8 protein-coding genes are annotated in these 14,733 nt (G+C 43.5%); 4 read left to right on the plus strand and 4 right to left on the minus strand.

From position 1 onward, the window contains the following. Positions 1 to 49 precede the first annotated feature (49 nt). The 3 genes from D1013_RS07690 to D1013_RS07700 all read right to left on the minus strand — a co-directional run bounded on the left by D1013_RS07690 (position 50) and on the right by D1013_RS07700 (position 5,926). Entirely contained in the window at positions 50 to 1,387 is a 1,338-nt protein-coding gene (locus D1013_RS07690) for a hypothetical protein (protein WP_121848280.1), read from the minus strand. A 19-nt stretch (positions 1,388 to 1,406) separates the two neighbouring features. Continuing rightward, positions 1,407 to 4,670, minus strand: coding sequence for a SusC/RagA family TonB-linked outer membrane protein (locus D1013_RS07695; protein WP_121848281.1), 3,264 nt, complete (start codon positions 4,668 to 4,670; stop codon positions 1,407 to 1,409). A gap of 104 nt (positions 4,671 to 4,774) precedes the next feature. Continuing rightward, entirely contained in the window at positions 4,775 to 5,926 is a 1,152-nt protein-coding gene (locus tag D1013_RS07700; RefSeq protein WP_121848282.1) for a FecR family protein, read from the minus strand. 115 nt (positions 5,927 to 6,041) lie between these two features. Here D1013_RS07700 and D1013_RS07705 point away from each other — a divergent pair, with 115 nt between their 5' ends. Beyond that, entirely contained in the window at positions 6,042 to 6,626 is a 585-nt protein-coding gene (locus tag D1013_RS07705) for an RNA polymerase sigma factor (RefSeq protein ID WP_121848283.1), read from the plus strand. 63 nt (positions 6,627 to 6,689) lie between these two features. On the opposite strand, the gene D1013_RS07710 is transcribed toward D1013_RS07705, so the two are convergent. Then, positions 6,690 to 8,924 carry a TonB-dependent receptor family protein gene (locus tag D1013_RS07710; RefSeq protein ID WP_162987834.1) on the minus strand — a complete coding sequence of 745 codons (2,235 nt, stop codon included), beginning with the start codon at positions 8,922 to 8,924 and terminating at the stop codon, positions 6,690 to 6,692. A gap of 268 nt (positions 8,925 to 9,192) precedes the next feature. Between D1013_RS07710 and D1013_RS07715 the strand changes: the two genes are divergently transcribed. The 3 genes from D1013_RS07715 to D1013_RS07725 all read left to right on the plus strand — a co-directional run bounded on the left by D1013_RS07715 (position 9,193) and on the right by D1013_RS07725 (position 14,692). Next, the gene (locus tag D1013_RS07715) at positions 9,193 to 9,609 is read left to right on the plus strand and encodes an HYC_CC_PP family protein (protein ID WP_121848285.1); all 417 of its coding nucleotides are present in this window, start codon (positions 9,193 to 9,195) and stop codon (positions 9,607 to 9,609) included. Positions 9,610 to 9,713: 104 nt separating this feature from the next. Then, the gene (locus D1013_RS07720; protein ID WP_067033771.1) at positions 9,714 to 13,478 is read left to right on the plus strand and encodes an efflux RND transporter permease subunit; all 3,765 of its coding nucleotides are present in this window, start codon (positions 9,714 to 9,716) and stop codon (positions 13,476 to 13,478) included. Continuing rightward, positions 13,475 to 14,692 carry a TolC family protein gene (locus tag D1013_RS07725; RefSeq protein ID WP_121850657.1) on the plus strand — a complete coding sequence of 406 codons (1,218 nt, stop codon included), beginning with the start codon at positions 13,475 to 13,477 and terminating at the stop codon, positions 14,690 to 14,692. The genes D1013_RS07720 and D1013_RS07725 overlap by 4 nt, the downstream gene beginning before the upstream one ends. The last annotated feature ends 41 nt before the right edge of the window (positions 14,693 to 14,733 follow it).

A 14,733-nucleotide genomic window follows, 5' to 3' on the forward strand; every position in this document is an offset into this window, starting at 1 on the left:
AGGCCCTAAAAAGCCTCCTCTCTTTTTTGTATGACATTTTCAAATATTTTCAATCCAAACAGCCAACATAATTGGGGTTGTTCGATTCTGACTGTGGGACTAGAAATTTAAGATTGGGATTATATTCCCCTCCCTTGAAATAAGGCCCCCATGGAAACACACTAGAGGGCATCATATCATAAACATCCACAAGTCTTCTTAGGTCTCCCAGTCGATGACCGGTACTGAACAACCAAAAGGCACGTTCTGAAAAATGGGCCAGCAACAGGTCTTCGCCACTAATTCCTGAGAGGTCTAACTCTGATAGACCCATTGCGGCCCTAAGTTCATTATGTATATTCTCGACGGTTTGGGCATCATCTGCACTAGCGGCCGCCTCGGCTTCGATCAACCTTGCTTCTATTCCTGAGGCCAAGGCCACGGGTACACTGGAGGAATTGAATTTGAGTTGGTTGTAATACAGGGTAATATCATCTTGTCCAAATTCCGTGCCCCCGTCCCAAGGTGTCCGGGGATCCATAGCGGAGCGGTACATTAGACCATTGCCGCCTTTGCCATCTGCTATAGAAAACTGACGGCGAACAGTGGTCATTATATAAATACCGTTCTCTTGTCTACGACTGTTGTCCGATTGTTCAATATTGTAAACAAAATCTGATGGAACAGCAGCTACTTCGCCAGCCGCGGCATCAATTTGTCCTAGGCCCAAAAGGGAGCGGGCCTTGCCTAACCGCCCCAGGTTGGCCAATTTATCGTTGCTGCCGGCGTTGGTGATGGCTTGATCAAACCATTCGACCGCAGCATTAAACATTTGCTCAGTAGTCAAAGGCTCCCCATAGATCAATTCACCTCCGTCGGCAGGTGCCTTGCTAAAGGGAACCCCACCGCAAAAGGTTTCTGCGAACATGACATAGGCATACCCAACGATACTTTGCATCTCGCTTTCCACTTCTGGATTTCCGCCGAAATTGGCAAGAAGGTCTATAGTAGTTTCGGCCCCGGTTCGTGATCTGTGCAGGTTACCATAAATTGTATTTATGTCACCGTTAATATCTTGAAGGTTTCGGGTATCAGCCTCACGTCTAGTGGGGAAGGTTCCAGAATAACTATACTCATCAGCCATAAGGCCGCTCATAACGATTAGGCCCGTGGTAGCCCCATGGCCTGCTGCGGAACCGCTCATGGCCACGGCAAGATCTCCCAAAGAACCCGCGCGTAGGGTTTGTATACCGGCTTCGCTATTAAGTGATTCCGGTGTAACAATATCAGGATCTGTAACTTCTACCACCGAATCGCAAGAAATACTCAACGATGTAAGTACAACCAAAACAACGACATTAAAGATCAATCTGGAATAGTTGTTTTTTATTTTCAGTAATGTTCTCATTTTCTTAGATTTTTTTATATTAAAAAGATAGGTTTAGCCTTGCTTTCCAAGAACGCACGGGTGGTTGACTGAGAAATTCCTCAGTAGTAAAATTGGCTTGCCCCTCAGAACTTATTTCCGGATCAAGTCCCGTGTAGTCGGTCCATACACCCAAGTTTTGCCCGGAAAGCGTCAGGCTTATACGATCAAAACCAAGTTGACTCGAAAAGGTGACAGGCGCATTATAGGTCAACGAAATTTCACGTAGCCTCCAAAACGAAGCATCTTCGATATAACCAGCATTAGTGCCCAAAAATTTTGATGCAACGGCCCTTGCCTGATCGGCAAGCGAGGCATTGGGATCGTTCAGTTCTTGGTTGTTACTATTCCCGTTTCGCCAAGTACCGGTGTTGTTATAAAGTTTTTGACCACCCCTGTAGTTTAAGAGTCCTCTTAGCACAAATTGATTTTCGAAAAAACTAAGTGTTGGGGTAAATGAAATATCGGTAGTGGCAAACGGCGTACCTAAGTACCCTACTTCCCCAACTTGTATCTCATCCTGCCCAATGAAACCATCGCCATTGGCATCGTTAAAAGTATAGGTTTCATCCCAGTAACCGCCAAGGGGAAAGCCTTCAACGTGACGTTGTTGACCAAAAATGACCGGTTGTATGCCCTCACCCAATTCTATCAATTCATTATCTATGAACGAACCCACAAAATCGACCCCAAAGAAAAACTTATCGGTTTCGATGATTCTTGTATTCAATCCAATTTCAATACCCGAGTTTTTAACGGAACCCAAATTTTCAAAGCGCCCTTCGCCCACGCCGAGCGATAAGGGCAATTGCCTAAATATAAGAGCATCTTCGGTACGTTTATTAAAATAGGTCATTTCAAAGCCAATTTTTTCGGACAATAGTTTCGCATCAAAGCCGAACTCAACTTCCGTTGACCGCTCTGGGGTTAAGTCGGAGTTTCCAACGCTGCCAATAGTGACCCCGGTAACACTTTGTCCGTCCAGTGTAGCGGCTATGGGATTGAAAAACCTCAGCGCATCATTGGTGCCCGGTTGTACCCCCGAGGCTCCCCAGGCTCCCCTAAGCCGTAACGAGCTTATGCCATATTTGTCGGAATCATTGAAAAATTCTTCTTCCGAAATCAGCCAAGAAGCACTCACTTTGGGGTAAAATACCGAATTGAACGAGGCACCAAAAGAACTCCCGCGATCGGCCCGTACGGCACCAGTCACGAACAATTTGTCATTAAAACCGATCTGTTCCTCCACAAAGACCCCTACGGTACGCGACTCGATGGTCTGTTCGTTACTTTGTGTTACTGCTGCCCCCGCAATAGAATTACTACCCGCAACCAACTGAAGACCGGTTGCGAAGGTGCCTTGCGAAAGATTCTGTAAATATTGGAATCCAAGGGAAGTTCTGGAATTTATGCCCTCCCAAAGATCTGTTTTGTAAGAACCTACGGCATCCAAAGTATAGACAAAATCGTTGAACCTATTAGAGAACCGGGCACCTTCGTCGTAGTTTAGAAAATCAGGGGCTTCACCCGTGGGGAAAAACTGACTGTCCCAACGGGATGTAAAATCTAGGCCTCCGGAGGCTCTTAGGTTCAATTTTTCAGAGGGTTGCCAAATGAGTTCAAGACCACTGGTAAAACGATTGATTATTTGCCGGGTGTCTATGGTAAACAGTTCATCGGGTGTAAATTCACCCCAACCGTTGTTGACATCTATGGTCGATGTACCATTTAGGCCCTGACTCATTAATGCGAGGGCAAAATTATCGTTCAAGGGAAGTTCCAGATTACTGTTGGTGTAGCCCGTGATCAAATTTACCTTAAGGTCATCAGTAATCTTGGCTCCGAAATTTCCCCGGAAATTCGTTCTTTTTATGTTATTGACGGGCAACACGCCTTCACCGTCGGTAAGACTTCCCGAAAGGAAATAGGTGAGTACTTCCGAACCTCCCGATACGCTCAACCCACCGCCATAAGACTGTCCGGTTCTAAAAGGCGAGGTACGCGGGTCGTTCAAGGGCTGAAAAGAATTGACCGTACTGTGGACAAAAGTGCCTTCGGCCGCTTCAAAGTTGAAACCGGGATTGCCTGCTGCGTCAAGTGCCTGATAGTTTTTGGGATAGGTTGTTACATCTTCTACCAAACCGCTCTCGAAAAATGCAGACCATCTTGGTTCTCCTTGTTTACCTTTTTTAGTGGTAATACGAATTACACCGTTGGCCGCAATAGATCCGTATAATGTTGCCGCGGAAGGACCCTTGATGATTTCGATAGACTCAATATCCTCTGGGTTGATATCATTTAAACGGGAAGGGGATTGCCCACCTGTTTCAAAAGAGATTGAATTTGCCTCGTTATTAATCAAAATACCATCAACATAAATTACTGGTTCGTTGGAAAGGGATGCACTGTTCGAACCCCTGATCCTAATGCGCGAGCCCATGCCTGTAGAACCTCCACTACTTGAAATCTGAACGCCGGTCGCCTGCCCCTGAAGTAGGTCCGAGACATTGCTTATCGGCCGCTGCTTTACGTCATCGGCAACGTTGAGATTCGCAATGGAATTTCCCATCTCAACCTTACGGCGCGCACCGGTTGCGGTAACGATTACTTCGTTCAAATCCATTGAACTTTGCATCATGGCAACGTTAATTACGTCTGCTTGTTTTACACTGATTTCACGTGAGGAAAAGCCAATATAGGAGAACACAAGAATATCGCCCTCAGAAGCTTCTATTTCATATTCCCCATCAAAATTGGTGGAAACCCCCTTAGTGGAGCCCTTGATGACAATACTCACTCCACCTAAGGGAATATTGTCTTGATCGGTTACCGTGCCAGTTACCGTCATAGTTTGATCCGGAACCTTTGGAGGATTGGATGAGGCCGGACTTGTACCGGAATTCAACGTTTTGCCGTTTTCAACCAACACGATAAGTTTTCTTCTAATTTCAAAAGAAACATTGGTTTCCTTTAGAACTATACCCATCAGTTCATCTATCTTGACTTTGTCGACGTTTACGGAAATACGTTTATTGATGTCTAAAGTGGAATTCTTATAAAGAATGTTGAAATCGGTCGTTTTCTCTATTTCTTCAAATACGGAGGCTATCGTAGCATCCTTCATGTTCATAGAAATATTGGATTTCTGGGAATACGTGTTATTTGCCTGAAGTTGAAAAAAGGCAACCAAAAGAAACAACATGGTAATTTTCATTTTCAGGTCTATTTTAATCGTAAAATACCTTTTACATAGTGTGTTTTTCATACTTTTGAGAGAGTTTAGAAATTGGTCAAATAGTTTTTAAATTCGTTTGGAATCATGGGATTGTTCCAGCAATCCCTGATTCTTTTAAGGTTCACTCCATACGCTTAGTTTTTAAGGTTAATTTTAATGTTATTGTTTTCAATGTTGTAGTCAAAACTTTTAATCCGTTGAAAAGCCTGTAGTATTTCCTCAATGGTTTCCGTTTTAAACCTTCCTGTATATCTTTCTTTGCTTACCTGCATATCCTTTATCTCGATTTTTACATCATAGTGCCTTTCAAGTTTTTTTGCGATATGATAAAAGTCTTCGTTCTTGAACAACAATATGCCATTTTTCCAAGCAATGTAACTGCTAACATCTATATTAGCAGTGGCTAGTTCATCATCGGAATAGGAATAGGAAGCCAGCTGATTCGGTTTTAGGATTACATCTCCCGAACCAATAGAATTATTCCGACCGACTGACAGACTACCTTCAACAAGTACCACTTGAATATGTTCGTCATCTCGGTAACTGGAAATATTAAATTCCGTCCCTAGGACCTTTGCATCAAGAAGCTGTGTGCTGACCGTAAATGGCCTTAAAGAATCCGGAGCAACGGTAAAGTAAGCTTCCCCTCTAAGAACAACATTCCTTGGGCCTTCGTCGTAAAATACCACTGGGTATGTAATTGAAGAACCCGAATTAAGGTATACTTCCGTACCATCGGATAGTACCAACTGAAACTTTTTCCCATAAGGTACATCCAAGGTGTTGAACACCAACCGATTCACCTTTTTTTGGTTCGATGCTACTTTTTTATAGGTAATTTTAGTGCCTTCTTGCTCTACCACATAAGCATTTGTAGTAGACACTATTCCGGTTGCCTTGTCATTTAAGGTTTCCTTTTTAGACCCATCTTCAAAAGTAATCGTGGCTTCTTTTTCAAGAATTACTTCAGGACTACGTTGCTCGTAAGCATAAATACCTAACATAAGAACGCCGACAAAAATCGCGGCATACCTGAGTAGTAAGTTCCTTTTTTTGACCCTGCCTGCGACGAGTCTAGCGTGATAAAAGGCCGATGTCAGATTTTTCTTTAGGTGTTCCGTACTTTCTTCTTCTCCAGCCCCGGTTATTAGATGATGAAGTTCCACCTCTTCCTGAAAGCTAGATTTATTTTTATCGACCCATTTGGCCAAAATATCAATCTCATCCAAAGTTGCCGTATTGGCCAAAAATTTGTGTATGATAATTTCTATTTTCTTGTTTTTCATTGATGATTTTTAGGAAAGTCCCAATTCATATTATGTAAACGATTGAACTATACAATACCCTTACTTTTTATTGTCAATAATCTATAATATTGATTTTTTTTTGTTAAAATAGCCTATGAATTCAAATAACTTGGATGAAAAAATTAAGGTTGAAGCAATCCAAAAAGGGGATAGGAAGGCTTTCAAAACAGTCATTGAGTCCTATTACAATGAAATCTACTGGTACGCAAAAAGTTTAAGCCGTAACGAAGCTTTGGCAAAAGATTTGGTGCAGGAAGCATTTTTCAAACTATGGAAGAAAAGGGATAATATAAAAAAGGGAACCATCGTAAAGGGATGGCTCTTCAAGTCTGTCCGAAACAATTTTTTGGACCATGTAAAAAAGTATAAGAAAGAAACTTATTTTTTCGAGACTACCTATGCCGAAACTTTGGACCATGTAATTGAAAGGGAATATCAAGAAGACTTAAAACATAAGGTGGAACTAGTTGAAAAAGAGATCGAACAGCTTCCCAAGAAATGCAACCAAGTATTTAAGTTAAGTAAGAAAGAAGGTCTAACCAATACTGAGATTGCGGAACATTTGGGTATCTCCATCAAAACGGTCGAAGGACATCTTACCAAAGCCCTCAAAATTTTAAGGGAAAAATTAAAAGAAAAAATTCAAGTGCTGTTTTTAATTCTTGGCCATGTGACGTAAAAAGGACAAATGTCCTTACATCGGTTTTCAATTGACATGGTCTAAAAATTATGATTCTTCCTTTTAAAGGCCATAGGTTATTGAAAAATTAACCCCGAATGGATGCCCAGGCCGTAGTCCGGCAGGAACCCTTGAAACCGCATAGGTGGTGTCAAACAAGTTAATGATATTGAAGGAAAAGGTAAAATGACTATTGTAGAAATAGCGTCCCGACATGTCAACGACAAAATTGGAATCCACCCTTAAATTTGTGGGAATGGTCCCTGTTCCTGCTTGTGTCCTGAATGCATCGATATAGCGTGCGCCCAGGTCGACAGCAAATTTTTTGTGCTTTAGGCCAAGGTTCAAATTGAACTGGTTCTTGGCGATATAGGGTATTTCATCACCAACCGAGACTTCCCCGAATATAGCGTTGGCACTGTCAAATGAACTAAGGAACTCGGTATCGGTCAAGGTATAGTTAAACGTTAACGGTAAGCGGACCTTTTCCGAGCTGTTGTTCAAAAGGTTATAGTTCAACGATACTTCTACACCGCTGACCCTGACCTCGCCAGCGTTGAATTGGTCCAAGCTGCCCGTACCACCTGTAGCCGCTAGGTCGCTCCCCAACAAGTTTTGATAGTCATTATAGTAACCTACCACTTCGCCCTGAATTCCGCGATAATTAAAACGGGTGCCCAATTCATAATTAATACTTCTTTCCGCATCTTGGCCTTCGGTATTGCCGGGAGGGGAAAACCCTTTGTGCACCCCGCCAAAAACGGAAAGATTTTCGGTAAAGGTATAATTTGCCCCTATTCCCGGTATCCAAACATCCACTTGGTTCTCACGTTCGGAAAGGTCCGTACTCGATCTCGTTGCATCGTTGGTACCGTAATTTATCCTGCCCAACGTAATATTCTCGTATCGAATACCCGGGGTCAATGTAAACCTGCCCAAATTTAGTTTGTACAGGGTATGTGCAGCAACTGCCTTCGCGTTGCTGATACGGTTGGCATCCGCCCCTTTGATGCCAACCGTTGTGCGTATTAGTTCATTGTTCTGAAAACCATACCTGTCTACCCATTGAAACCTATCCTCCTCATCCTCATGGTAGCGAATACCCAACTCCAGACTTTGCAGCCAATCAGCGCCCCAGCGCAAGCGGGCTATGGACTGTATTCCTTGGGAGGTATACCTCCTGTTATTCGCTTTTATGCCGAACACATCTTCCGGGGTATCCGTGTTTCCCAACAGGGAATTATATTCCATGGCATAGGTTTCCGGATCTGCGAGCACATTGTTTATGCCAACACGCTCCCCAAGATTTACATCGTCCAATTTATACCAGTTGCGCTTAAACTTGTTCACATATCCCGTGGTGGTAATGGACAGGGCCTGGGAAAGTTTAAGAAAATGTGTTAATTGGTATTGTTGGTGCTCCGCGTCCATCACATCTTCCGAGGATGCCCTGTGTCTGCGATACGGATTTTCATTGAAATCGGCATCGGTCAACCCTAAATAGGTTTCATTGGCCCTTTCTTCGGAAAATTGGATTTTAAAGAGAAGGGATTGATAGACTTTGGCACCTTCATCGGTATTCATTCGAAACTTTGCCAAATAGTCCGATTTATCAAAACCCGTATTTCCCCCTCCGTCAATATTTTTAAAACCGTCTGAATTGTAGTTATAGTATTCGCTTACGAATCCGAAGTTCTTAAAACTATCGCCTATTACGATCTGTGTATTTTTTGAATTGAAGTTACCGGCCGATAAGGTCGCTCTTCCCGTAAACCGGTCCGGTATCCGGGTAGAGATCATATTGATAGCGCCACCCGTAGTATTTGGCCCGTACTGGACCTGACTACTTCCCTTCAATACTTCCACGGCCTGCATCCTTCCGATGGTGGGGAAATAATATGCGGCAGGGGCACTGTAGGGGGCGGGGGCTATAAGTACCCCATCTTCCATAAGATTGATTTTTGCACTACGTTCTGGGGAGGTACCCCTCAAACTGATATTGGGCCGTAATCCAAAACCGTCCTCCTCGTATATGTTGACCCCGGGTACGTTTCTCAATATCCTGTTAATATCGTTATAACTGAATTTTTGGAGTTCTTTCGCCGATATATAATTTGCGGAACCCGTTCTGTTCATGGCTTCAAATTTACTCCCTAGAATTGCACTTCCATTGACTATGACCTCGTTTAGGATTTCCGTTTTCAGGGCAGTTGAATCTTTGCCATCATTGCTTTCCTGGGATAACCCTAAATTCGCCGTCAGGAGCATTGTTGAAAATACAGTTAAAAGCCATCGCATATTATACTTATTTAGATTGAATAAAAATAAAGTGCAAACGTAGTACATTTTTTGATTTGACACAATCTTATTGAGAAAGATTCTAAATAATTTTCTAATTTCGGTATGCCTATAACTTAACTGCTTTATGCTTTAGTTATGATAATTGTCATTTATTTTCAAAAGGCAAACAATTAGCTTTGCATATCATAGAATCCGACTAATTTTAGTTCTAAAATTTTGTTAAACGAAATCCCCATGTTAAAATTTTTGTAGCTTTGCAAAACTCATGAAAAGTATTTTTCATAAAATAACGTCTTTTACCATGGCACTATTAGTGCTGTTCTCAACCTTCTCTTTTTCGGTTGCGCAACACTATTGTGGGGATGTTCTGGTTGATTATTCTTTCATGGGCCATGCAGAATCTTGCGACATGGAAGTTCAGGAGACAGCAGAGTTACCAGAGTTCAATTTGGTCAAAGCCGATTGCTGTAGCGATGAAGTCCTTACCGTTGATGGCCAGAACGACTTAAAAGTATCGTTTGAAAAATTAAGCTTTGAACAACAACAGTTTGTTGCCAGCTTCATCTACACCTATCTTAATCTTTACGAAGGACTACCTGAAAACATAGTCCCGTTTAGTGATTACCCCCCTCCACTTTTGGTCAAGGATATACAGATCCTAGATCAGATTTTCCTCATTTGATTTTTAAGTAATAGCATTTTACAGCCCGACTGATAGCAGTTTAGGGCTTATCCTGTTTTCGTTGGTTTCCGGCCAGCACTTCTAATTACTTAATCATCAATACCATGCTGAATAAAAGCATCAAATTCCTTATCGAAAATAAATTGGTAGCCGTTTTGCTCCTAGTCCTTTTTGTAGGCTGGGGAACCGTAAACGCCCCTTTCGAGTGGAGCACTGGCTCATTACCAAGAAACCCTGTTGCCGTAGATGCCATACCTGACATCGGGGAAAACCAGCAGATTGTTTTTACCAAATGGGACGGTCGTTCCCCACAAGATATCGAGGATCAAATTACCTATCCATTGACAACCTCACTCTTGGGAATACCAGGGGTTAGGACCATCCGTAGCTCCTCCATGTTCGGATTTTCAAGTATCTATATCATATTTGAAGAGGATATCGAGTTCTATTGGAGCCGCAGTCGAATCCTTGAAAAATTGAACTCCTTACCGAGCGGTTTACTGCCCGACGGGGTCAACCCTGCATTGGGGCCGGATGCCACAGGACTTGGACAAATCTACTGGTACACTTTGGAGGGACGCGATGAGAAAGGAAATGTCACAGGCGGCTGGGATTTACAGGAGCTTAGAAGTATTCAGGATTTTTATGTCAAATATGCCCTATCATCGGCAAGCGGTGTTTCAGAGGTGGCCTCTATAGGGGGTTATGTACTCGAATATCAGGTAGATGTGAATCCCGAACTGATGAAGCAATATGGTATTGGGCTACAGCAGGTGGTAAAAGCTGTAAAACAAAGTAATCGTGATATTGGGGCACAGACCTTGGAAATCAACCAGGCCGAATATCTCATTCGCGGGCTTGGGTATGTGAAGTCCATCGAGGATCTACAGAATGCAGTCGTTACCTCTGAGGATTACACGTCCATTCGCTTAAAGGACATTGCAAATGTTTCCTACGGACCGGCCACACGGCGCGGCATATTGGATAAGGAAGGAGCAGAAGTTGTCGGGGGGGTAGTGGTCGCACGGTATGGTGCCAATCCCATGGAAGTCATCAATAATGTCAAAGACCAAATCAATGATTTAAGTGCCGGACTGCCCTCAAAAGTACTTGAGGATGGCAGAACATCCCAACTTACCATTGTTCCTTTTTATGATAGGACCGAACTTATTCAAGAAACGCTCGGAACCCTCAACGAGGCCCTGACCTTGGAAATATTCATTACCATTTTGGTCATCATTATCATGGTCTTCAATTTAAGGGCATCCATCCTGATATCGGGACTGTTACCGGTTGCAGTGCTTATGGTGTTTATTGCGATGAAGCTATTCAATGTGGATGCAAACATCGTGGCACTTTCGGGTATAGCCATTGCCATTGGAACCATGGTGGATGTAGGGGTCATACTCTCGGAAAACGTCATACGGCATTTGGACGAAAATGAAGAGGGCCTACCCATTAATACCGTTGTCTACAATGCCACCGCAGAGGTGTCGGGGGCCATATTGACCGCCGTGATGACCACCATCATCAGTTTTATTCCGGTATTTACGATGATCGGGGCCGAAGGAAAACTCTTCAGACCCTTGGCCTTTACAAAAACCTTTGCGCTTACCGCATCCATTATCGTAGCCTTATTTTTGATACCACCATTTGCGGCCTTTCTATTTAGAAAAAAAAGCATAAAGAAAACTACTGGATACGCCGTTAATGGAATATTGATACTTCTAGGGATTATAGCCCTTGCTTATGGCTTTTTATTAGGATTTATATTGATTGCCTTCGGTATCGTAGGCTTGCTAAAAAATCCGGAATTGGCATCACGTATTTCCACTGGATTTTCGCTTTCCGAAGAACGAGCCAATCTTATCAATATCATTATTTCGGCCTTTGCAATTGTTTTTGTTTTGGCGGAATACTGGAGACCTCTCGGTCTTGATAAGAGTATTTTTTGGAACCTGATTTTTGTTTCGCTTATATGTTTCGGACTACTGGGCTTCTTTACCATATTCCGGAACTATTATACAAGGATACTTCGCTGGGCATTACGGAATAAGCTGATATTTCTTTCCATACCCACCGCCATTGTGGTATTCGGAGTAATGATTATGCGCAATACGGGCAAGGAGTTTATGCCTTCATTGAACGAAGGTTCGTTTTTGTTGATGCCTACCTCCCTTCCGCACGCCGGTGTCGAAGAGAACAAACGGGTATTGCAGCAACTGGATATGGCTGTAGCCAGTATTCCTGAAATAGCAACGATAGTCGGCAAATCCGGTAGAACCGAATCCGCATTGGATCCGGCGCCCTTGTCGATGTATGAGAACGTCATCCAGTACAAGCCAGAATACATGTTGAACGAGAACAGGGAGCGCCAACGGTTCAAGGTCAATGAAGATGGCCTCTTCGAACTCAGGGACGGCACCTTTGTGACCAATCCGAACATGGTTGTAGATGATGAAGGAAATTACGATGAATCTGCCATAGTTTCTGCATTCTCTGTTAAACAAAAGGATTTGATTCCCGACGATGATGGGGAATATTTTAGAAACTGGCGGCCTGAAATTGAATCCCCCGATGATATTTGGAACGAGATTGTACGTGTAACGAAACTTCCAGGCGTTACATCCGCGCCCAAACTGCAACCTATTGAAACCCGCTTGGTCATGTTGCAGACCGGCATGCGTGCGCCCATGGGTATCAAGGTAAAAGGGCAAGATTTAAAGGAAATAGAAGCCTTTGGCCTCAAGCTGGAGGACATTTTAAAGGAGGCCGAGGGGGTCAAGGATGAAGCCGTGTTTGCCGATCGAATTGTCGGAAAGCCTTATTTGCTTATAGATATCAACAGGGAGCGTTTGGCACGATACGGCATTACCATTGAAGATGTGCAAAGCGTGTTGCAAGTAGCGGTTGGCGGCATGGTGCTTACCCAAACTGTTGAAGGCCGTGAGCGTTATGGAGTTCGAGTACGGTATCCAAGGGAATTGCGAGAGAATCCAGCGGACTTAGAGAATATTTATGTTCCCGTTGCCAAGGGAAGCCCGGTTCCTTTGAGCGAGTTGGTTACCATTCGATATGAAAAGGGACCACAGGTCATCAAGAGCGAAGACACCTTTTTGGTGGGTTATGTACTGTTCGATAAGTTGGACGGTTTTGCCGAAGTCGAGGTGGTCGAGAATGCACAGGCCCTTATACAAGAAAAAATAGATAATGGAGAATTGGTGGTTCCCAAGGGCATCAATTATTTGTTTACCGGTACCTATGAAAACCAACTACGTGCCGAAAAGACGCTATCGGTCGTAGTACCGCTGGCATTGGCCATCATATTCTTGATTCTTTATTTCCAATTCCGTTCAGTAGGTACCTCATTGATGGTGTTTACCGGGATTGCTGTTGCCTTTGCCGGAGGTTTTCTGATGATTTGGTTCTATGGTCAGGATTGGTTCCTGAACTTCAACTTTTTCGGGGAAAACCTACGAGACCTCTTCCAGATGCATACCATTAACCTGAGTGTTGCCGTATGGGTTGGGTTTATTGCGCTCTTTGGTATTGCAACCGATGATGGTGTGGTCATGGCCACCTACCTGACCCAAACTTTTGATAGAAACAAGCCCGATTCCCTTGTATCCGTTAGGGATTCGGTTGTCGAAGCTGGTGAAAAACGTATCCGTCCGTGTTTGATGACGACCGCAACCACTATTCTGGCACTGCTTCCGGTATTGACATCCACCGGCCGTGGTAGCGATATTATGATTCCGATGGCGATCCCTTCTTTCGGGGGGATGCTTATCGCCTTGATTACCCTATTTGTTGTTCCAGTGTTGTACAGTTGGAAGGCCGAGTTTCAATTAAAAAGAATGTCCAAATGAAGAAATACCTATACATATTGATCGGAATAGTATCCATCGCTTCTGTGAACGGACAGGAACTGGAAAGCCTTATCCAACAGGCCGAACTCAACAATCCGGAAATCCAGGCTTTTGAGCTGCGGTACAATATTGCCTCCGAAAGAGTGAACGAGGTCAATACTTTGCCCAATACGGAGGTAAGTGCCGGACTTTTCGTAAGCGAGCCCGAAACACGGACCGGAGCACAGAAAGCACGGTTCTCGGCAAAACAGATGATCCCGTGGTTCGGTACCATTACCGCCCGTGAAAATTATGCAAGTTCATTGGCCGATGCCCAATACGAAGAGCTGGTCATCGTCAAAAGAAAATTGGCGTTGTCGGTATCTCAGTCCTATTACCGATTATTCTCGATAAGGGCGAAGCAAAGCGTTTTGGACGAGAATATTGAATTGCTGGAAACCTATGAACGATTGGCCTTGACCTCTGTAGAAGTTGGTAATGCCTCCGCAGTAGATGTGCTGCGCTTGCAGATTCGGCAGAACGAACTGGTTCAGCAAAAAGAAGTTTTGGAACAGGAGTATCTGGCCGAACAAACGCTGTTCAACAATCTATTGAATAGGGACGAACAAACCCAAGTCGAAGTTTACGAAGGGCTTACGGTACCCGAACAAGACCCGATAACGGAAGAAGGAAGCCTTGACCTGCACCCCGAACTTTTAAAGTATGACAAGTTGTACGAGTCGGTCGAACAATCGGAAATCTTGAACCAAAAAGAAGCGTTACCGGACCTTGGCTTCGGATTGGATTACATACCCGTCGCCGAAAGGCCTAACATGTCTTTCGATGATAACGGAAAGGACATCTTGATGCCGATGATATCGGTATCCATCCCGATATTCAACAATAAATACAAATCCATTTCCCAACAGAACAAATTAAAGCAGGAGGAAATAACCGCCCAAAAGCAAGAACGAAGAAACAAACTCGAAACACTTTTGAGCGAGGCCGTGAATAATAGAATAGCCGCCAGAATCCGGTTTAGTACACAAACAAAAAATATCGGACAGGCCAAGGACGGAGAGGAAATCCTTATCAAAAGTTATGAGACCGGAACCATTGATTTTAACGATGTGCTCGATATTCAAGAGCTTCAGCTTAGGTTTCAAATCAATCGAATCGAATCCATCAAGGGCTACTATGTGCAGTCGGCCATTATCAATTATCTAAGGAGCTAAGATCAATATAGATAAGAGCAAGATGTATCGATTGAATTTAA

It is taken from the genome of Euzebyella marina, from assembly GCF_003687485.1.
Taxonomy (GTDB): Bacteria; Bacteroidota; Bacteroidia; order Flavobacteriales; family Flavobacteriaceae; genus Euzebyella; species Euzebyella marina.